The 21,752-nt window shown below is 43.0% G+C and carries 15 protein-coding genes; 12 read left to right on the forward strand and 3 right to left on the reverse strand.

From position 1 onward, the window contains the following. Positions 1–614 precede the first annotated feature (614 nt). The 5 genes from JNUCC32_RS10125 (at position 615) to JNUCC32_RS10145 (ending at position 7,126) form a co-directional block, all read left to right on the forward strand. Entirely contained in the window at positions 615–1,151 is a 537-nt protein-coding gene (locus JNUCC32_RS10125; protein ID WP_192571892.1) for a dihydrofolate reductase family protein, read from the forward strand. 548 nt (positions 1,152–1,699) lie between these two features. Continuing rightward, entirely contained in the window at positions 1,700–3,469 is a 1,770-nt protein-coding gene (locus tag JNUCC32_RS10130; protein WP_192571893.1) for a S41 family peptidase, read from the forward strand. 698 nt (positions 3,470–4,167) lie between these two features. Beyond that, positions 4,168–4,875, forward strand: a complete 708-nt coding sequence (locus JNUCC32_RS10135) for a response regulator transcription factor (RefSeq protein WP_192571894.1) — start codon at positions 4,168–4,170, stop codon at positions 4,873–4,875. Positions 4,876–4,946: 71 nt separating this feature from the next. Continuing rightward, complete coding sequence (locus JNUCC32_RS10140) at positions 4,947–6,299, forward strand: sensor histidine kinase (RefSeq protein WP_228468925.1); 1,353 nt, start codon at positions 4,947–4,949, stop codon at positions 6,297–6,299. 125 nt (positions 6,300–6,424) lie between these two features. Further along, entirely contained in the window at positions 6,425–7,126 is a 702-nt protein-coding gene (locus JNUCC32_RS10145; protein WP_228468926.1) for a hypothetical protein, read from the forward strand. A gap of 312 nt (positions 7,127–7,438) precedes the next feature. Here the strand turns inward: JNUCC32_RS10145 and JNUCC32_RS10150 are convergent, their stop codons facing one another. Beyond that, positions 7,439–8,791, reverse strand: coding sequence for an MATE family efflux transporter (locus JNUCC32_RS10150; protein ID WP_192571896.1), 1,353 nt, complete (start codon positions 8,789–8,791; stop codon positions 7,439–7,441). 137 nt (positions 8,792–8,928) lie between these two features. Between JNUCC32_RS10150 and JNUCC32_RS10155 the strand changes: the two genes are divergently transcribed. After that, a complete protein-coding gene (locus tag JNUCC32_RS10155) occupies positions 8,929–9,615 on the forward strand; it encodes a TetR/AcrR family transcriptional regulator (protein WP_009589507.1) in 687 nt (228 codons plus the stop codon). 655 nt (positions 9,616–10,270) lie between these two features. Then, positions 10,271–10,702, forward strand: coding sequence for an NUDIX hydrolase (locus tag JNUCC32_RS10160; protein WP_192571897.1), 432 nt, complete (start codon positions 10,271–10,273; stop codon positions 10,700–10,702). A 404-nt stretch (positions 10,703–11,106) separates the two neighbouring features. Here JNUCC32_RS10160 and JNUCC32_RS10165 read toward each other — a convergent pair whose 3' ends face one another. Beyond that, positions 11,107–12,501 carry an MFS transporter gene (locus JNUCC32_RS10165; protein ID WP_192571898.1) on the reverse strand — a complete coding sequence of 465 codons (1,395 nt, stop codon included), beginning with the start codon at positions 12,499–12,501 and terminating at the stop codon, positions 11,107–11,109. A gap of 115 nt (positions 12,502–12,616) precedes the next feature. Here JNUCC32_RS10165 and JNUCC32_RS10170 point away from each other — a divergent pair, with 115 nt between their 5' ends. Both JNUCC32_RS10170 and JNUCC32_RS10175 read left to right on the forward strand, forming a co-directional pair. After that, on the forward strand, positions 12,617–13,504 hold the full coding sequence (locus JNUCC32_RS10170; protein WP_192571899.1) for a LysR family transcriptional regulator: 888 nt from the start codon (positions 12,617–12,619) through the stop codon (positions 13,502–13,504). 371 nt (positions 13,505–13,875) lie between these two features. Beyond that, positions 13,876–14,847: an alpha-L-fucosidase gene (locus JNUCC32_RS10175; RefSeq protein ID WP_192571900.1), complete on the forward strand. Its 972-nt coding sequence runs from the start codon at positions 13,876–13,878 to the stop codon at positions 14,845–14,847. 97 nt (positions 14,848–14,944) lie between these two features. Here JNUCC32_RS10175 and JNUCC32_RS10180 read toward each other — a convergent pair whose 3' ends face one another. Next, positions 14,945–15,817, reverse strand: coding sequence for an AraC family transcriptional regulator (locus JNUCC32_RS10180; RefSeq protein ID WP_192571901.1), 873 nt, complete (start codon positions 15,815–15,817; stop codon positions 14,945–14,947). Between the two features lie 1,574 nt (positions 15,818–17,391). On the opposite strand from JNUCC32_RS10180, the gene JNUCC32_RS10185 reads away from it, so the two are divergent. The 3 genes from JNUCC32_RS10185 (at position 17,392) to JNUCC32_RS10195 (ending at position 21,636) form a co-directional block, all read left to right on the forward strand. Beyond that, positions 17,392–18,135: a MerR family transcriptional regulator gene (locus JNUCC32_RS10185; RefSeq protein WP_192571902.1), complete on the forward strand. Its 744-nt coding sequence runs from the start codon at positions 17,392–17,394 to the stop codon at positions 18,133–18,135. 64 nt (positions 18,136–18,199) lie between these two features. Then, positions 18,200–20,284: a HelD family protein gene (locus JNUCC32_RS10190; protein ID WP_192571903.1), complete on the forward strand. Its 2,085-nt coding sequence runs from the start codon at positions 18,200–18,202 to the stop codon at positions 20,282–20,284. An 83-nt stretch (positions 20,285–20,367) separates the two neighbouring features. Then, a complete protein-coding gene (locus JNUCC32_RS10195) occupies positions 20,368–21,636 on the forward strand; it encodes an MFS transporter (RefSeq protein ID WP_192571904.1) in 1,269 nt (422 codons plus the stop codon). Positions 21,637–21,752: the final 116 nt, after the last annotated feature.

Consider the following 21,752-nt stretch of genomic DNA (forward strand, 5'->3'; position numbering starts at 1 on the left):
GAACTGAAAAGGACGGGACAAATTAAATAAGGTACAACTTGCTGATCGATTGTATTTTTAGAAGGAAGCTAAGAACATGGAATGGCCATCCATAAGCGATTTCCTCGATGTCCCATCGCATCTTACAGGAGAAAACATTGCTATCGCAGTAGTTGATGGGTATTTTCCTTTTCCACCTCACCTGATATAACAACAAACAATCAACGTGCAACTGCATCATATTAACCAAACAGAGAAACGTATTTTTAACATCTATTAGAAGCCGCTAATTATGCGGCTTGTTTGAATTGATGTTATCAAGTTCTTGTCAAAACACAATGACAAGAACTTGATAACATTCCCGACTGATGACAAGAACATGGTTACATTCCGAAAAGAATATCATCGACGGTGGTAGACGTCCTTTGATTAAACTAACGGGCATTATTGTTTAATTTACCATCCTTCGTTAAATTAAATTAGTATTCAGTCAGGCCAGAACTGTGCACATTAGCAATCCATGAGAAACCGGACATACTGTTGGATGATAAAATCTAGACATAAAGAAGGCTGCATATGGAACGTGCAATCTTGATGATGAATGTGCGAGAAAACCAGGGAGGAGAGTCAGTTGCATGGCAAAGATCGTTTTCGCATTGAACCAGTCTCTGGACGGATTCGTTGACCACGACCACACGGCATTTCAGCCCGACCCCGTGCTATTCCGTCATTTCATCGACGACGTGCGCGGCCTCCCAGGCATCCTGTACGGGCGCCGTATGTACGAGACCATGCGGTATTGGGACGGAGACCATTTAGAATGGGATGCGCCGGAACGGGAATACGCAGCGGCGTGGCAAAGCAAACCGAAGTGGGTGGTGTCGAGGACGTTAAAGTCCGTCGGTCCAAACGCTTCTCTGATCGAGGGCGACCTCGCAGCGGCCATACGTGGGCTGAAGGCTCAGCATGAAGGAAAGATTGAAGTTGCCGGACCGGAGTTGGCCCACAGTCTAACGGAGCTCGGTCTCGTTGATGAGTATCGACTCTATCTCCATCCAGTCGTGCTGGGTCACGGCAAGCCGTTCTTCGCCGGTCCGCGGCCGCCGCTGCGCCTCGTGGCAAGCGATCGAATTGGCGAGAAGGTGATAAGGTTGACCTACGTTCCAGCTTAGTGTGCGGTTGACCCAACGGCCTAAAGGGCACGTTACTTTAATAGGGATTCTCCTTCTGTAGCGGCAGTCAGAGGATCTCTTATTCTTTGAAATTTGTTCAGTTATGTGAAATGACATAGTTATTAATGGAATTGACGATTGACCTTCGTTGGAAGCAAAGTTATCCGTAACAACGGAATCTCATTCATTAAATGCTTATAATAAGTTTATACCAGCTTGTGGAAGTAAGAGCTGAGCAGAATCCCAAGTATTTATTTTAGTATAATGCCCTATTAAGAAATGCTTAATTAAGACAAAGCAGTGAAGGCAAATTGAATTTTCCATTAAAGTAACGGGAAACGAAAGCACGATCAAAATAAGAAAGCAGCTGATCACCTAGATCAGCTGCTTTTGTTGTAGTAGCAGGAAGAATTTTACATATTCCTTTATTTGGTGTAATATATGAAATAAAAAGGAGTAGACGAACGGTTACAGAGTGAAAAGTGAGAATGTATTCTAAAAGATTTACAAGAAAAAAGATAAATTATTGAGCTGAAAGGTGGAAAACGGTGAAACTAAAAAAACGAAGAAACCGGATGTTCTTTGTATTTATCAGTGTATTGTTTATCCTCATGACTGCAGGATGTTTTGCATCACAAGAGACTCATCAGCTTGAGCAAGTGAAAGAGCAGGAGCAGAAGCAGAAGCAGAAGCAGGAGTATGACCAAGGAAGTGGAATGAAATTTTCCAGCCTTTCTGAACAGAAGATCGAGGATTTTGCTAAGCTCAGTAAGGTATGGGGAATGGTAAAATATTACCATCCTAAGGTTGTATCTGGGGATATAAATTGGGATTATGAGCTATTTCGGGTGATGCCTTCTATTTTAGAAGAAAATTCGGATGTGAATTCAATTCTCTATGATTGGGTTCATACGCTGGGTAATGAGAGCATTTCCGGGGATCTTGAACAGCAATACCAGTTTTCCGAAGATTCCATACAACTCAGTCCAACCACAGATTGGTCCGAGGATGAGGAATATCTTGGAACAGATCTGAGTCTTGAATTATCTAAGATTTTAGATTCTAACATTTCAGAACGAAAAAATGCATACGTTAGCTTTAATGATGAATCACCCTTAGGGATTATGCATAATGAAAACGCTTATACTAATATGAAATTTGATGACACGGGCTACAGGTTGCTTGGCTTATTCCGCTATTGGAATATTATCGAATACTATTTTCCTTATAAAGATGTCATCGAAGAGGATTGGGATCAAGTACTTATAGATTTTATTCCTAAAATGATAGATGGATCTGATTATCATTCCTATTTCATGACATTAGCAGAACTAACAACTAGAGTACACGATTCTCATGTTTATTTGAGTGGCAAAAATAGAGAGTCCATTACTGAGTATTTTGGAACGTATCGGCTTCCCGTAAACTTTGTTGAAATTAACAATCAGATTGTTATAAGTACAGTCCATAACAAATGTGGACTTGAGGTCGGAGACATTGTACTAAAAGTAGGTGATAATAATATTGATGAATTATTAGGAGATAGAAGAAAATACATCTCACAATCACGAGAAGACACGTCAGGACATGTCTATAATGCATTATTCCGAACTCATCAAAAGAATATGGACGTTACTGTCATTCGACAGGGAAAAACAATGAACATAAGTGCGACGAGCAGCCTAGAAGAGAATAATTACTTTGTTTATACGAAATCACAAGCAATGGAGAACGGAGAGATCTACTATATTAATGCCGGTCTGTTGGAAGATGGCGAGATTGATAGCATCATGAAAAAATGGTGGGACACTAAAGGTCTGATTGTTGATCTTAGAAACTATCCTTCTAGCTCAGTTGACTATAAATTGGCCCAATATCTGATCCCTTCTGAGGAAGAGTTTGCCAAAGTATCACTTCCTAATCGTGCAGTACCAGGTGAATATTATTTTGAACCTCTTACCTCAGGGAAGCCTCAACGGACAGATGACGAGGTTTTTAAAGGGAAAATTGTGATTCTAATCAATGAACATACGATTAGTAACGGTGAGTTTACAACGATGTTGCTTAGAAAAACAGAAAATTCAATAGTTCTTGGGAGGCCAACTGCTGGAGCGGATGGCAATGTATTTAATATTACTCTTCCAGGAAATATAAAAACTGGCATAAGTGGAATTGGTGTATTTTATCCAGATAAAAAACCAACGCAAAGAATAGGAGTGCAGCCTGATATTCGTCTTGATCCAACGATTGAAGGAATTATGGAAGGTAGGGACGAGTATGTTGAGAAAGCTGTTGAAATAATTAAAAATGGTTATTAAACTATTTCCTCCTACATAGACAAGAACTTCATCGGTTGAACTATAAATTTAATAATTGAATTCTTTTTAAAACCCGTTTGATGGACCCATTGAAAGTCGCTAATTTAGCGGCTTTTTTGTTTTATCGGTACAAGCTAGCCTAAGATGTCGGGGACCCAAGGCGATGACAAGAACTTGTACCGATTGCCGGAATGGACAAGAACATAGTCCGATTACCGATTAGATGAGTATCTAAATGAAAAGCGATTAAAACCTCATGAAGTAGCATTATGTGGGACAGTTTCCGCATTTCATAAATGCTCCGCCGCGTGCCAGAGCGAAGAAGATGAGCAGGGAGGCAATGATCGAGCCAACGATGGCTGGAATAATATAGAATCCGCTAATCGCCGGCCCCTTGGTCCCAGCAATTCTGTTCCTAACCAGGAACCGATACAACCCGCAATAATGTTCCCAAGTACACCGCTCGGTACGATCCGCCCAAACAAGTTGCCGCTTAACCAGCTAATAAGTCCACACCAACAATGAGTACCCAGAGCAGATCCATGGATTGTTCTCCATTCTTCGGGTTTATTACTAGTTAAGTTGGACTCAGTGGAATATACCTCATCTTCCAGTTGGTGGAGGAATCTACAGTGTCTGTGCTAAGATGAGGGTAAATTATGATTCAAGCTGGGGAACAAGGCTAGAAGGGGTGCACATTGAAGAAAATACTTGTCATTGACGATGAAGTCGCAATCAGAGATTTAATTGAGCTCGTACTGAGAAGAGAAAACTACGTCGTTCAAACGGCTGAAAACGGAAAAATAGCCCTGCAGCTGCTGGATGTTTTTGGGCCGGACTTGGTGGTGCTTGACTTGATGCTGCCTGACTGCTCCGGATATGACCTGTGCAAGGAGATCACCGGGAAACGTGCCGTTCCTGTGATCATGCTCTCTGCCAAAAATGAGGTAATCGACAAGGTGTTGGGACTAGAGCTAGGGGCGGAAGATTACATGACCAAACCCTTTGACAATCGTGAATTGCTCGCTCGGATCAAGGTGATTCTGAGAAGAAACGAGAGCAATGAGGAATCAAGTGAAGGAGCAGAAGTGAAATCTACACGCATCATTCATGAAGAGCTGACATTTGATCTGGAAAGCCGAAGGGTGCTGAAAAACGGTGTACCCGTGTCTTTAACGGCCAAAGAGTTTAAAATTCTGGAAACGTTACTCAAAAGGCCGGACAAAATCTTTACCCGGGATGAGCTGCTGCAGATCGGATGGGGATATGACTTTATGGGAGACAGTCGCAGTGTGGATATGACCATCATGCGATTACGAAAGAAGCTGGAGGATAACGCGGACGAACCGAAGTATGTCAGGACGATCTATGGATTTGGCTATCAACTTGGAGGTGGCGAGGCCTGAAGTATGCAACCCGGTTACTGCTGAATTATTTATTTTTCTCCGTGCTGTCCTTTGGCATCATCATTTTTGCGGTGAATAAAGCCATCGATTATTACAGCTTCATTACCATCGAAAAACAGATGATGGAGAAGGCGGATCTGTCCGAGTTGTCTTTCCGTGAAGTGTTGGCACAGCATAGATCATCGACAGGAGAACCGCAGACAGAAGAAATCGTCAGACTTGCTCTGGAGAAGCTGAAAGCTTCAGGCAAGGAAGTACGTATCTATGATAGCTCCAAGCAGTTGCTGGGCTTGGCAGTGGATGGCATCATCATCAATGAAGGCAAACCGCTTATTTTTGACAAAAATATTGAGAAAGCCCTGAGCGGCAGTTATGCCTACACCGTAACGGAAGATCATCTGCTTTATTTTGCAACTCCCATTCAGAATCAATTTTACGAAAATGCTTATGTGTATGAGTTCGTGGACGACATTTCGTACTTTTATGCGATTATGGATCAAATCCGTTATATCTTGTTTGCGGGTGCAGGCGGATTCATTGTGCTGATTACGTTAGCGAGTCTGTGGATTGCCCGCAACACAACCAAGCCGATTAAGCTGCTGCTTGGCGCAGTGCAAAGTTTCTCTAGACAAGAGTTTCGAAGGGTTCATCTTAACCGGAAGGATGAGCTGGGCATGCTGGCAGATGGGCTGGATTCCATGGGGCGTCAGCTAAATGATTACATTCAGTACCAGAAACAATTTGTCTCCAACGTATCTCACGAGTTAAAAACACCCTTGGCAGCCATTCGTGGTTTCTCTCAATACTTGGTTGAAGGGGAGAATGAGAACAAGGAACTGCAAAAAATCTATGGTCATCTGCTGCAGGAGTCGGATCGACTTACACGCTTGATTAATGAACTGTTGCTGCTATCCCGCTTCGACAAGGCTGGTTCTAACGAACTGGAAGCCGAGAAAACGGAAATGAACGAACTGATTCAGCATGTCGCAATGAATATGGAAGCGAAGGCCCAGGATAAAGGGATCAAGATTATGGTTAGTAAAGCACAGGGAGAACCGGATGATGAGGATACCACAAGAGTTTACGCCAACATCAATCCAATGTTAATGTCCCATGCGATTGCCAACCTTGTGGACAACGCTATCAAATACTCAGGCAATCACTCACAGATTAATGTAGAGATGGAACATACGCCAAACGAGATCGTTATTCGGATACGTGATCAAGGTATCGGGATCGCGAGCGATGAACTGGAGAGAGTGCAGGAACGCTTTTACCGAGCAAAAAATGCAAGCACAGCGAACGGTTCAGGTCTTGGACTTTCGATTTGCAAGGAGATTGTAGAGCGGTTTAATGGATATATCGACATGGAAAGTCAGATCGGGGAAGGAACGACCGTTACGATTGTTTTGCCTCGTGTGTAGACCTGCATCTAAACCCAAGCCTAAATAGGTAACGTTACAAGATTGGTACATTTCTGTTATGAGACTAACAAATGCTTTTTTTATAATCACTTCATAAGAACAAATCACACATTTATGGAGGGATCATGATGAAACGGATAAACAAAGCTGGAGCTGTTACCCTGCTGAGTATTTTACTAACGGTAGCATTAGCAATGACGGGCTGTCAGTCTAGTGGTGCCAAGTCGCCAGAGGCGACGCAGAACGAACAGGCCAAAGGCGAAGGAGCATCAAATTCTACTGCGCCTGCTTCAGAAAATTCGGAAGGACAAAGTGCTGAAGCTATTAAGGAAGGTTCGATGGAGAAGGAAGGCAATGTAGTGCTGAAGGAGCTTGCCTTTGTCTATAATGAGCACACCATTGCGATTTCGGATACAGCGAATGAAGATCAGATGGAACAGATGCTGGGCAAACCGGATAACCTGAAATCTCATACGTACAGTGCCGGCGATGGAACAAACATGGATACGTTAATCGGTTTTACAGAAAAGGTTTATACGTATCCTGGTCTGGAGATTAAAACAATCAGTATACCGGAGGGGAAACAAGACTCCATCTTTCATATCGAAATTACAGATCCTAAGTACGCGACAGTGCGAAACATTAAAGCAGGAGATAGCCTGGATACACTCAAAAACGCCTACCCTGAGGGGAAACTGCTTGGTGATGGAGCCCCTAATGAGGAGGATGACTTCCGTTACGAGCCATCCAATTATGTGGATGTGATGTCGTTTCATATCAAGGATGCCAAGGTGGAGAGCATTCAGATCTACAGCCTTCTGGACTAATATTTAGTGATCGATGTTGGTAAGCATTCATACGATTCACCTTTAATACCTGCCCGGGAGAGGGGCAGGTATTTTCTGGTTTATAGACTCGTTTTATAGAATGTGTCGGAGGACAAGAACTTGTGCCGATTACCGATTAGATAAGTATCTAACTATGTTTCGAAGCAATTTCATAAACTAACTGGCAGGATAATTGAAGATCAAACACATTGAGCCTTACACAAGTGACGGTGAAATTTTGGGCTTCACCGTGTATAAAAAGGCAGGAGGTGCCCTTATCCTGCCCTTCTTGCGTGTTTTAGATTTTGGTTTCTACTGTACTAAACTATCAAAATCCGGCTGCAATTTGTTCCGCAAAACATACAGCATGATGGCACCGACAAGGAATGCGACGGCATCCGCAATGACGAGCGACCAGATCACCCCGTGGAAGCCGTTCATCCAATTGGCGATATAGAGCACAGGAATCAGAGTAGCTCCTTGAATAACGGACATAATAAACGCGGCCGTTCCTTGCGCTGTTGCTTGGAAAATCCCCGTAAACAACGTGGTCATTCCTGTAATGAACAAGGATAAGAATGTCACATGCAAAATGTAGCTGCCCATTTCAATTAATTGCGGGTCATTCGTAAATAAACCGATTAAGTGATCGGAAATCAGATAGACGATGACACCGAATACGATGGCTAACGCCACAATCGTTTTGATCGTAAATCCAATGGTTTGCTTCATCCGTAATTTATTCGCTGTAAAGGAAAAGGCAATGAGCGGCACGACTCCCTCGCATAAGCCCATCAGAATAAACTCAGGAAATTGCAATAAACGTGATGAAATTCCGTAAGCCGCTACGGCCGGATCTCCATATTCAATAAGAAAACGATTTAAGATGAGCGACATAGCACCCAAAAAGATACTCATAATAAAGACGGGAACTCCGATTTTGAATACATTGCTCAGAATCTCCTTGGATGCCTTGAACCATTTTACGGAGACGGTTAAGAATTGGCTCTTGTATCCAATATGGAAGGCGTAGAATGCACTCGCAACCAAGTTGGAAATGACCGTAGCAGACGCAACGCCAATCACATCCCAATGAAACACGAAGATGACGAACGAATCGAGAATAATATTGACGACCACACTGAGAATCATACCGATCATCGATGTGATGGCTGCACCCTCCGAGCGCACGATATTCTCCAGCGTGAAGAATAATACGACGATTGGTGAACCGATAAGCATAATCGTGACATAGTCCTTCGTGAATCCGAAGGAGTCAGGCGTTGCCCCCAGGCCATAAACGATGGGATCGATCAACGGAAGACCGACGGCCATCACAATCAGACCGAGAACCAAACTGCTGTAAAAAGCGAATGAAGATACTTGCTTTGCATCATCATATTTTTTCTCACCCAGCAAACGGGAGATGAATGTACCGCTACCCATGCCAATCAAGTTGCCTAGCGCCATAATAATTGCGAATAACGGCAAGGTTAATGCGAGTGCGGTTAACATGGCGGTATTGTGAAGTGTACCAAGGAAATAGGCATTCAAGATGGAATAGATGACACTCATTGACGTGCCTAGCATCATAGGTACAGCGAAGTGAGCTACGGCTTTTGCGACCGGGGCTTTTTCAAAGTAATGGAGGTTTTCTGCATCCATGCGGGTCACTACTTTCTTTATTTATTTTGGATTCAATCTTACAGTGTTAGATTGAACCTTACAGTGTTAGATGATATCATGAACCTATGAACCTGTAAAGAATAAACTTACACTGTTAGATAAAAGGGCGGATAACGATGAAAAAACAGCAACCTCAGATTTCGGAGGATAGGATTTTGGAAGCCTCGTGGGAGTTACTCGGTGAGGAGGGGATCGAGAAATTCAGCATGAGACGATTGGCCGTTAGGCTAGGGATTCAGGCTCCCTCTATATACTGGTACTTTAAGAGCAAGCAGAATCTCTACCAGCGTCTGGCCAACCAGGTATCGAAAATCATTCTGGAGGAGTACCACTCCGAGGGGGACTGGAAGGAGCAGCTGAAGGGACTTGCGGTAACGGTCCGAAGCGTGCTCAGCCGGTATCCTTGCTCCACGCAGCTCATGATGTCGACGCTGCCCCACGAACCGGACATCATCCGGTTCACCAACCGTATGCTGCTCTGCGTGGAATCGACGCCGCTTGAGCAAGAGCAAAAAATACAAACGGTTCTTACGATCATGAATTATGTCTTCAACTTCGTTCTGGATGATTATGAGCACCAGCGCAATGTCTCCGCGATTCTTAAGGACCATGGAGCGGGAGCGCTTCCGGGTGAGGAAATGACTCGCCTTCTGGATTCCATGAGCGAGACGGATGCGGGACTATTCCGGAGAATGTTCACGAACGGGCTGTTCGAACTAATGGGTACCGACAAGGCGTTCGAATTCGGCTTGAAGCTGATTCTGCTCGGGATTGAGCAGGTGATCAAGGAGCAGGAGAAGTAGGAAGTAAGACCGCCCATCCGGTGATCGGATGGGCGGTTTTGAATAGGTTTACCGTTTAGTCGCACCAAAATTCGCGCTATAGATGATACGTTGAACCGTATCATAAGTAAGGGCAAGTTTTTGCGGAATTTCTTGTAAGTTACGGATTTTTGTATATAGGTTTGCAGGTTCCGGACTATGGTAACGTTTGAAAAGGTACATAGGGTTATCGTATAGGTGTTGTATTTGGTAATGTGAAAACCGTCAATGACTGGGATGCATTGTTCCAATCCTTGATGTCCGGTTAAACCGTTATCCTCGTAGGCGGAAAAAGTGAAGCACTGATTGACAGCACCAAAGGAGGGGAACGGCGATCCGTTGAAGTTTGCGGGTTGTGGAGGATTTCTTTTCGGGGACAAGAACATGGTCCCATAGAAAGTCGCTAAAATAGCGGCTTTTTTGTTTTATCGGCACAAATTCTTGCCCTCGAATCAGGACAAGAACTTGTACCGATTGCCGTAATGGACATGAACATAGTCCGATTACCGATGAGATAAGAAATTTCATTAAGCTAACGGGCAGTTTACTTTAATAAGAACGAAACTAATTCAAGAAAATTATCGTTTATATTATGGGATTAATTTACAAATTAAATCATTCGGGAGGGCTTGTGTGGATGTCAAAAAAGCCAGTAGGAGCAGCTGCGGTTATTAAGAATTCGGAAGGGCGAATTCTTCTAGTAAAACATAACTACGGAAAATACAATTGGGAACTACCTGGTGGGTTATCTGAGCAAAATGAGTCTGCAGAGAATACAGCAAAGAGGGAAGTGTTTGAAGAAACTGGTCTTGAAGTTACTGTAGAGCGCTTGACTGGCGTGTATTATGAACCCAATCACGATATGCATCACTTTGTTTTCACTTGTAAGGTGGTCGACAATCAACAACCACAGCCAGATGCGGAAGAAGTTACTGAATGTATTTTTTTCAATTTAGAGGATTTGCCTAGGCCGATTAGTGATTTTACTATTTCACGTATAAAGGATGCTTTTAATACAAGTAGTGATCATTTATTCCACATCATCGGACCTAGGCAGAGGTTTGAATAATGTTTTTTACATAAATCATTAAACTAACGGGAAACGATAGCTCAATAAGAACAAGCAGCCGATCAACGTGGATCGGCTGCTTTTGTTCAGTTTATAAAGGAAAATGTACATACAATCCATAAACGGGATCAGAACTATAAACAAGGAGAATTGTTGGGCGACTGTCGAGGGACAAGAACATGGTCCCATAGAAAGTCGCTATTTTAGCGGCTTTTTTATTTTATCGGTACAAGTTCTTGTCCCAAGCCAAGGACAAGAACTTGTACCGATTGCCGAAATGGACAAGAACATGTTCTCATTTATGATTAGGTATATATCTAATTAGCATTCTGCTTAGCCGATTCTCACGATCAGCTACCGCTTTCTGTTGAGGTAACGAAGGGTAAGCTACATCTGTCAGCTAACTAGGACTCATGCAACTGCCCGGACTCCTTGTGACGCCAATTTACGAATAACAAGGACAATGCAATTAACGTGAGGATAATCCCAAGTACTCGAAATCCCTCAAAGCTGAAGTTATCTCCCATTACGCTGCTAATGAGTAATGAAGAGAGAATGGTTCCCAGGTATCTTGAGGTATTAAATATTCCAGATGCTACGCCTATAATTTCTTTTGGTGAACTTTTGAATAAGGCCGCTTGCATAGCGACACTGTTTAACCCGTTGCTAATACCGAATGCAGCTAAAGCCAGACACACACTGATAACCGGTGAAGTCTGATCCAGTGTCATGATCACGATCCATACGGACCCAAATGTCATCAGCATTCCGGACATAAGCAATGCTGGCCCGGGTCCTGATTTATCGATCCATCGTCCTGCCATTGGAGAAGCAACGAGCGAGCACAAGCCTAAGCTTAGCATGAGCATTCCGGTATGGAACTCGCTGACATGACGTACGATTTGCAAGTAGGACGGAAGCCCGAAAAAGAGAGAGTAAAAAAGCAAGTTAACGACCATGAATTCGACATTGACCCAAGTCATTGCAGGATATTTAGCGAATGTGCGTAAAGGAATAAAGGGAGCCTTCGCTTTTAACTCATGTCGCACGAAAGCTCCCAGTCCAACGAAGCCAATCAGCCCGACAATAACGTTACTAAATGAAATTTGACCAGATGATTTTGCGGACAATACTCCAACGAGCAGAGCAACCAGACCCACGGTGAATAGCAGAACTCCTGGCGCATCAATCAAATCTGACCATTTGCGAAAGGACATGTTGCGAGCAACGGATGTCGTAGACGGATCATCCTTAGGAATATGCCTCCAAGCTAATAAAAAGCTTGTCACTACGAAGGGGATATTAACCAAAAAGATAGCAGGCCAGCCCCACCAGTGAATGATGACCCCGCCAATGAAGGGGCCAATCGCTGCCGCTCCGGATAGGAATATGGACAAGACTGACAGTGCAGTTGCTTGTTTCTCCGTAATATGAATTCGCACAATGGCCATTCCAACCGCAACCATCATGCTTGTTCCGATGGATTGCACAATGCGGAACACGATGAGCCAACCAAAGTTTGGCGATAGTGGAGCTAATAATGATGCAACGAAGGATACAACAAGCCCGCTAAGAAATATCCTCCTCCTACCGAATAAATCGCTGGCTTTTCCCATGATCGGTTGAGCGATAGCACTCGCAATGTAGAAAGAAAAAATGATCCAGGATACCACTGTAAAGTCGAGTTGGAACACATGTTGTAGCCTTGGAATAGCAACTGAAATCATTGAAGAATTTAATGGGTTCAATAGAATCCCTAGTCCAACGGAGATCATCAACCACCTACTGCGAATACTCATTTCAATCCCCCACTCTGTATATTTGTGTCATCATCGTACTTGAAATCATTTATTTATTCCAATGCATTTTATGTTATGATTTCATTGACTCAAGGGAATGAGAGGAGGGTGTAAAATGGAACTTCTTCAACTGAAATATTTTCTCGAGGTAGCTCGTTTGGAACATATGACTGAAGCAGCAAGAAGTCTGCATGTCACTCAGTCATCACTAAGCAAAACGATTGGGCGCTTGGAGGAGGATTTGGGGGTCCCGTTATTCGATCGAATAGGGAGGAAACTGCGATTGAATGAGTTTGGAAGCAGATTCTATCGCCGTGCTGAAAGGGCGTTGTTTGAATTGGAACAAGGGAAGCAGGAGATTAGCGATGTGTCCAGCCCAGAACATGGCACACTCGAATTGGCGGTGACCACCGCAAGCACATTGCCTCAGATCCTTCGAGAGTTTCGGAACAAGCGTCCCGATATCCAATTTCATGTGCAAATGCTCACCACGCAGGAAATGGTTACGCTTCTACATAGAGGAGAGGTTGATTTTTGCTTGTCCTCACCTCCTATACATGGGGAAGACATTGAATGTCAAATCATGTTCATCGACCCGATTCTTGTAGCTGTTCCCACAGGGCATCGGCTTGCTAACCGAAACAGCATATCTTTGACTGAGCTAAGGGATGAATGTTTTGTTGGTGTAAAAAGAGGCTACGGTACTCGTGATCTGGTGGATTCTATATGCAAATCGGTTGGATTTGTACCTACATATGTGTATGAGGGTGACGAACCTGCAAGGCTAAGTTCTCTAGTAGAAGCGGAAATTGGCATAGCCTTTATACCAAGTACGGCAAGGCATTCTGGGGAACATATCAAATATCTCAAAGTAGAGAATCATGAATTGGTACGGGAGATCGCTTTGTTATGGCACAGGAGTCGGTACCTTTCGCGGGCTGCTCTCGAATTCCGTGAGGTAGTTGTGGAATATTTCGGGACGATATCCAAACAGACAAATTAATTATCCTTCATAAAACCCAGAGAATGTTGGGCGACAAAAACATAGTCCCATTGAAAGTCGCTATTTTAGCGGCTTTTTTTGTTGTATCGGTACAAGTTCTTGTCCAGTGCCAAGGATAAGAACTTGTACCGATTGCCATAATGGACAAAAACATGAGCCGATTTCCGACTAGATAAGCATCAAATTACTGCTGAGTTTCAGTGGGTTCGTTACCTCGCCGCGAGAATAAATAAATCGTTAAAATCCTAAAGAAAAGTAGAAATTGTATGGTGAAATGTCGTTTTTGATAGATGTATCAAGGATGATAATCCATTAAAGTGGTAGATATCATATGATGGTGAGTATTCAACGGAAATAGAGGAGGTTATCATTTGGATAATCATGATTTGGTACAACGACAACTATGGTTTGTGAATCAGAGACTCGGGATGTTTATTCACTTTAATAGTGCTACATTTCAGTTTGCTGAAACGGAAATTAAGGATTGGGAATACGGACATGAGAATCATGATGAACCTCGCAGATTCCCATTTGATCCAAAACTCTGGAATCCTGAGCAGCTGGACTGTGCGCAATGGGCGAAAGCGGCTAGATCCGCGGGGATGAATTTCGCTGCACTGACAGCAAAGCATCATGAAGGATTCAGCTTGTGGCCTACCCGATATACGGAGCATTGCATCCGTAATGCACCCGACAAAAGGGATGTCGTCAAAGAATATCTTGATGCATTTAGGGAGGAAGGTATTAATGCGGGTCTTTATTTCTCTATGCTAGACTTGCATCATCAAATCGGTCGAAAAAAATGCACAGCGGAAGATAAGCGGTTCATTAAAAATCAAATCGAAGAATTGCTGACAAACTATGGCGAACTTCCGTTTTTGATCATTGACGGATGGAACGCCCATTGGGGAGGCCCTAATTATGAGGACCTTCCGTTTGAAGAAATTAATGAACTCGTGAAAAGTTTGCAGCCTCAGTGCTTATTGATGAATATTAGCTGTGAATCGACTTTGGATCATACAGATATCGTTTTTTATGAAAATGCTGCTGGGCAAGAAATTGAAGAATCCTTTGTAGGTCCTGGTGCGAGCTGCAATATCTTAACTGAAACGTGGTTTTGGAGAGCTTCGGATACGAAAATGGAACTCAAAACCACTGATTGGGTATTGGATAAAGTACAGGATACGAACAACCATAACGTGACATTTTTATTAAATGGAGCTCCAGATCAGCGCGGCTTGTTGGATGCGAATGTGTTAGAACGTTTTAAAGAAATCGGAAAACGATATCGTCATCCGGTGGAACTCCAAACTATTCCAGCAAACTGGCTGATTAGAAAATAACTTGATCATTATTAACGAAGCACACAGCTTAAATAAAGCGCTTGACCATTGAATGGTAACAGCGCTTTTTTCAATTGGGAGGACGTTTATTCTTGTGTTAATCCACTCGAAATACCTGATAACGCTTCCGATACTCTCCAGGTGTAAACGAGGTTTGGCGTTTGAATAGGCGCGTAAAATAATTGTTGTCATGGAATCCGCATTGTTCACCGACTTGGATTAAAGGTAGTTCTGAATTCGCTAGGAGCTGTTTAGCACGTTCGATCTGGAGATGATGCCTGTATTGCAGAGGACTCATTCCCGAATACTGTTTCAGACAGCGCGCCAAATAATCGAAGTGGTAATGCAGGTCGTTCTCCATCTGTACGGAATCAAAAGGATCTTCTAAGCAATCTGCCAAATAGGAGGCAAATTTCTCCCCAAGAAAAAGGGATCGGGCCTGAGGGCTGCTTTTTTTCATGCTGCTTTGAATTTCAATGAGGAATCGGCCAAATAAAATTTGCAGCTCGTAGGAGCGGTATGCTGAAAGGATGCTGTGTACTTTTATCATTTCCTTCAGAAGGGGGACGACCGTACGCAAATCTATCCCGGTAAATTTGGGGATGTCCACCATGCCTGGAGGAGCCTCGGTATCCTGGTCCGTCCTGTTCAGCAGAGGCTGCTGCCAATTGTTTTTATCGACTAGCACAGGCTTCGACAATAGCGGATATTCAAAATGAATCCAATACACCTCCGTATTTGTATCAGTTGGGCGATAGCCGCGATGCATTTTTCCAGGCTCAAGCACCAATACCATCCCTTTTTTGATTTCATATTGAATCCCGTTTTCCTCCATATAGAGTGTGCCACTGACGCAAATAATAATGTCAAAAACATCAAATTGACGCCTTGCATGGACAATTCCCGGCGACCATAAGGTATGGCCGACCGTGGCTAGCAGGGGGAATGGGGGAACTTTCAACTCAAGCACTAGCAATATCAATCACCTACAAAATTGGATGTAGAGATTGTACTATAATAAAGGCGCATTGTCAGCATCATCAAGGTCATCCATATAATAGTCAGTCATTGCACCAATTAAAGATTTTAATGAGGCAATTGGAAGCCTAATTATTGTATAAAGGAGACTATGATTATGAATCTTAACCGATTGATTGATATGAACAATTTGTAAATCTAATAGCCCTCCCAATAAGTATAATTTACCAATTATGTGGAACTTACAATATTCTGTCATGTTGCTGTAATGGACATAAGTGTGATGCACGATATATAAGCTATCGGGAAACGAAAGTGCAATAACTAGGGAGCAGAACGCCGCGCGGCAGGCTGCTCCCTGTTTTCATAAATTCTCTGGGCACCCTATTCCCAAATGTCAATATATCTCTATCTTAGTAGCGAGCTAATCCGTTACGCTTTGCTTATCAAGGAACGCACACCATTGACGATTAAGGCGATGGAGAACACAATCACAGATATGATGCCTACTGTGTCAAGTACAGGTTCCAGGCTTGGCAGTAATTCCGATACTGGGACGTAAATTAGGCCGAAACCACCAATGACTCCGCTGAGATAGCTAAGAAACTTAGACATAGCGTCTTCACCTCCTCTATTAATAATACTTAGCTTATGCATGCAAGATCGGTAATGCGATAGACAAATGAATGTTTAATATTTTAGAACGCGATAGGAGCCCTACAATCTAAAACGAATAAATGGTTCACGAGAGTTATTGCTAACCGGCAGGGAAGCCAATACAGTGAGGTTGTGAACAACCGACAAGTGGGTGGAACCATGAGATCCTTTTCGATAAGCAAAAAGATTATCGTTATGTTTGTCATTCTATGCATACTGCTGACAGGGGTGGGATTTTACTGGTACCGCATGACCACGCTGACAATAGCGGTTTCCGCGAATATAACGATGTCAGGCTGCTAACGATGGCCGTGAAATTTTTCAGCCCGGGTACACAGCATTGGGGCGAAGACGTGACACAGGTTTTGTATGGATTGCGGATCGCGAGGGGCGGTTTGAGTCAGATTGTGTCGGAGGACAAGAACATATTCCGATTGAAAGTCGCTATTAGCGGCTTTTTTTGTTTTATCGGTACAAGTTCTTGTCCCGAGCCGAGGACAAGAACTTGTACCGATTGCCGTACTGGACAAGAACATGAGCCGATTACAGATTAGATAAGCATATAACTGGGTTTCAAATTCATTAAGCTAACGGGCAGTATAGTTTGACAACTGTATGGGCAAAACAACAATTTCAAACTCTCCACTTAACCACCACTGTATAATTTGGTGGTATGTTTTTTTATGCTAACTTTGTAGCATAAAAACGAACCCTGTAAGGAGGAGAAGAATAAATGTTCGTCACGATCAAAGGAGCAAAAGAAAATAATCTGAAATTTAAACCTACAGATTCCTAAATAAAAGCTAATTGCATTCACGGGACAGTTCGTCAGCGGGAAATAACGCTGGCGTTTGAACCAAGCAGCGGTTATTTTGCGCAAATATCTGAAGTAAAGGAGGAAATCTCATTATGACATATAAAACCGCTCAAATAGCCAAATTAGTAGGAGTCCATCCTAATACCATACGGCTATACGAAAAGCTGAATCTGCTTCCTCCGATACCAAGGACAGAAAGCAAATACCGAATCTTTAATGAGAGACATCTTGAACAGCTTAGACTGTTGCGTACTGCCTTCCGTGCGGAAATTATCAGTGACAGGCTCAGGCAGGAAGTCTATGAAATCGTGAAGATTGCAGCAACGGATGATATTCAGGGGGCGTATCAAAGCACGTTGAACTATTTAGAGCATTTGCGGATAGAAAAAGCTAGAGCTGAGGAAGCAATCAGCATTACGTTAAATATCATTGAGAACAGCAAAAACAAAGAAGAAAAGGTTATGTTCAATGGCAGAGTTGAAGCTGCCGAAGCTCTTGGCATTACAAAAGACGTTCTTCGTGATTGGGAGAGAAACGGCTTGATTGAGGTGCCGCGGAATGCCAACGGATACAGAAGATACGGCTCAAAGGAAATGAGTCGACTGAAAATCATCTGCATCCTTCGGAGTGCCCATTATTCCATGATGTCCATTCTTCGTATGCTGAATCGTCTGGATCGTGGAGAAGGGAATATACGGGAAGTTATTAATACGCCCGGTGAAGAGGAAGACATTGTTTATGCTACTGATCGGTATATTACAGCACTCGACATGGCAGAAGCAGATGCACTGGAAATGCTGAAAATGCTTGATGCCATGAGGAAAGGCAATTCTTGAATAAATATCTATATAGTAGGGTAAATCGCAATGCACATTAATTATCAAAATTAGGAGTAAAACAATGACAGTTATATTATCTGATGAAATAAAGCATCTGAAAATGATCATGGGAAAATTGGAGGATTCTCTAGAGGAATTGAATCAAACAGTCTCCAGATATGAAGATGAATTTAAGGAATCCATGAAAGATCTTTGGAAAAATAGAAGTGATATGGATTCCATGGAGATTTTTTCAAACGAGCAGTCGATTGGCCGAAACGTAAACTTAGGTGAATTCACCGTAAAAAGGCGAGAAATGATCGAAAAGTTAATGGATTCGCCGTATTTCGCCAGAATTGATTTCAGGCCTAACGATGAGGGCGGAGCAGAGCCGTTTTATATTGGGCGGTTTTCTTATGTTGATCAAAATGGCAATATGCTGATTTGTGACTGGCGAGCACCGATATCCGGGATGTACTATGACTTTGAGCTTGGGCCTGCCTTTTATGATGCTCCAGTGGGCAAGATCGAAGGTGAAATGACCCTGAAAAGGCAGTTTAAGATTAAGAACAGCATTATGGAGTATGCTCTTGAGAGCTCAATCGGTATAAGTGACGAGGTGCTTCAAAAAGAATTAAGCCATACCTCGGATCAAAAAATGAAAAATATAATTGCGACCATCCAAAAAGAGCAAAATCAGATTATCAGAAATGAAAAGGCCAATGTCTTGGTCATTCAGGGCGTCGCGGGATCGGGGAAGACATCCATTGCCCTGCACCGGATAGCTTACTTTTTATACAAGTACAAAGACCGATTAGCCGCTCAGAATATTATGATCATTTCCCCTAACAGGGTATTTGCCGACTATATTTCCAACGTATTGCCGGAGTTGGGTGAAGAGCCTGTGACAGAAACGGGGTTTGAGAATATTGCGGCGGAGATGCTGAATAACTCCATCCATTTCGAGAGATTTGCCGAGCAGATTGAACTGACCCTTGAAGGGAATGACAAAAAGCTAGCGGAACGAATTCAATTCAAGTCCTCCATGGAGTTTCTATCCCTTTTGGATGAGTACCTTGAGTATGCGGATGATCATCTTTTCTTCCCCTGTGATTGTTCTTTTGGCAAAATCGCCATTTCAAAGGATTTTATCCAAACGAGATATCATGCTCTGAAAGCAAGGCCAATTCTTCAAAGGATGGAAGAAATCGCTGGAAACATTCTTGAGAAAATAAAATCGGAAACTAGAACGAAGCGAAACATCCCTGGAAAAAAGGAGGTCATAAAAAAGTTAGTTTCAATGTTGCATTATGATAGTACGTTGTCATTCTATAATGGCTTTTTTGAATATATCAAAAGACCGGATTTATTCTCGCTTAAAGGCAAAAATAAATTAGAAGCGTCGGATGTATACCCTTATCTCTATTTAAAAATATTTTTTGAAGGGATACAGGGATATGATGACATTAAACATGCCGTGATTGATGAGATGCAGGATTACACGCCGGTGCAGTATGCGGTCATTAACAAGCTGTTTCGATGCAGGAAAACGATTTTGGGTGATTTCGGTCAGTCCATTAATCCTTATAACTCCATTTCACGAGAGGATTTTGTTAATCTCTACGAAAATACAGAGTACGTAACACTCACGAAAAGCTACAGATCCACTTATGAAATCATCAAATTTGCTCAGCATATACAAAACAACAGCATTGAGCCTATAGAAAGACATGGAAAAGAACCGGAGATTATCCAATGTGAGGATTGGAATTCTGAACTGTCTGTGATAGACGATAGGCTTGAGGAATTTAAAAACAGTGGTTTAGCAACAGTTGGTATTGTCTGCCGATCAATCGGTCAAGCAGAAGATTTTTACCGAGAATTGAAAAAGAAACATGAAGTTTCCCTCCTAAATTCCGACAGCTCAAAATTTGAAAACGGGATAATCATCACCACGATATATATGGCCAAAGGTCTTGAGTTTGATGAAGTCATTGTTCCTACCGTAAACTCTGATGTTTATCAATCGGAATATGATCGGAGCTTACTGTACATTGCATGCACAAGAGCTATGCATAGGCTTACACTGACCTATCACGGAGAACTTACTAGCATCCTTAGTTCCATTCAGCGAAACACAAACGGAATCAACGGTGAACGTGAATAAGTCTCCATTACGCCACCACTTGAAATGCTGGATGTATACTTTTTTAAGCAATTATTTTTTTGGTGTTTGGTAGGAGGGACAACATGAATCTTGATAAAAAACAATCTCAAAGCTGGAAGGGTAGAACTGCGGCTTTTCTGTTCGGGCAGGGCATCTCACTATTCGGCTCCCAACTTGTACAGATGGCAATCATCTGGCATGTGACGCTGGAAACGTCGTCAGGGATTTGGGTTACGATTCTGACATTGGCTTCATTCTTGCCCCAAATGCTGATCTCACCCCTTGCGGGAGTATGGGCGGATAGATACAACCGCAAATTAATCATGATTCTATCCGATGGGGTTATTGCCATCACAACTCTGCTGCTCGCTCTGTTTATGATGTCGGGTAACACCGGCAATGCGGTTCTGCCAGTAATCATTATCGTGTCGGCCATCCGTTCTTTTGGTGCAGGGATTCACTCCCCAGCAATAAACTCTGCCCTTCCGCAAATCGTACCCGAGGACAAGCTTTCTCGAATAAACGGATTCAATGGGACGATTCAGTCCATCGTGCAATTTGTTTCCCCTATAGCGGCAGGTGCGATTATGGCTATCGGTCCGATCTATAACATCCTTTTTATTGACGTTGCGACTGCCATGATCGGAATCAGTATTCTTTCAACTCTAAAAATACCAAAGCATCAGCCCGTTCCCAAGGCAGAGAAAACATCTGCATTGGAAGAGATGAGAGAAGGGTTCCGCTTCACATGGAATAACAGATTTTTAAGAAAACTGTTCGCGACTTACGGTCTGTACATTTTCCTGTGTGTTCCTTCGGGGTTCCTCGCGGCCCTCATGATAAAACGAACCTTCGGCGACAATATCATGTTCCTTACTGTGAGTGAAGTGGTTGGTTTTGCTGGATCCGTGCTTGCTGGCCTACTGCTCGGTGCGACCGGCGGATTTAAGAACAGAGTTAAGACCCTATTCTTGGGGATGCTGGTTTATGGTGTAACATCACTTGCAATTGGATTCACAAACGTATTTTGGCTCTTTGTAGCACTCATGTTCTTTATCGGCTTTACGATACCGTTCGCTCAAACATCGGTTTACACCCTGGTGCAGGAAAAGGTCGAACCTTCGATGATGGGCAGGGTCTTCAGCTTGCTGAAGGTCATGTTTAGCGGCTTCATGCCCCTCGGCATGGCCATCTTTGGTCCCTTAGCCGATGTTGTTCGAATACAGACCATGGTCATCGTGTGTGCTGTCCCGATTATCCTTCTTGCTATGAATCTCCGCCTGTCTCGAAGCTTCTATCGAGAGGGAATCCATACTCCGGAAGCTGTAGGGACAGGGGATAATCAAGTGTAATAGCGTACCCCTGTACACACACTTAAAAGGCTTCTCCAATTATTGTAATAGGGGAAGCCTTTTTGGCTTGCAGAAAGCACAAGGAGATGAACTGATTATAAGTTAGCTATTTTGGC

It is taken from the genome of Paenibacillus sp. JNUCC32, from assembly GCF_014863545.1.
In the GTDB taxonomy this organism is placed as follows: Bacteria; Bacillota; Bacilli; order Paenibacillales; family Paenibacillaceae; genus Paenibacillus_AQ; species Paenibacillus_AQ lautus_A.

Coding starts and splice junctions, on each gene's coding strand:
- JNUCC32_RS10125 (WP_192571892.1), top strand. CDS start 615: ATGGCAAAGATCGTTTTCGCATTGAACCAGTCTCTGGACGGATTCGTT.
- JNUCC32_RS10145 (WP_228468926.1), top strand. CDS start 6,425: ATGATGAAACGGATAAACAAAGCTGGAGCTGTTACCCTGCTGAGTATT.
- JNUCC32_RS10150 (WP_192571896.1), bottom strand. CDS start 8,791: ATGGATGCAGAAAACCTCCATTACTTTGAAAAAGCCCCGGTCGCAAAA.
- JNUCC32_RS10155 (WP_009589507.1), top strand. CDS start 8,929: ATGAAAAAACAGCAACCTCAGATTTCGGAGGATAGGATTTTGGAAGCC.
- JNUCC32_RS10160 (WP_192571897.1), top strand. CDS start 10,271: ATGTCAAAAAAGCCAGTAGGAGCAGCTGCGGTTATTAAGAATTCGGAA.
- JNUCC32_RS10165 (WP_192571898.1), bottom strand. CDS start 12,501: ATGAGTATTCGCAGTAGGTGGTTGATGATCTCCGTTGGACTAGGGATT.
- JNUCC32_RS10170 (WP_192571899.1), top strand. CDS start 12,617: ATGGAACTTCTTCAACTGAAATATTTTCTCGAGGTAGCTCGTTTGGAA.
- JNUCC32_RS10185 (WP_192571902.1), top strand. CDS start 17,392: ATGACATATAAAACCGCTCAAATAGCCAAATTAGTAGGAGTCCATCCT.
- JNUCC32_RS10190 (WP_192571903.1), top strand. CDS start 18,200: ATGACAGTTATATTATCTGATGAAATAAAGCATCTGAAAATGATCATG.
- JNUCC32_RS10195 (WP_192571904.1), top strand. CDS start 20,368: ATGAATCTTGATAAAAAACAATCTCAAAGCTGGAAGGGTAGAACTGCG.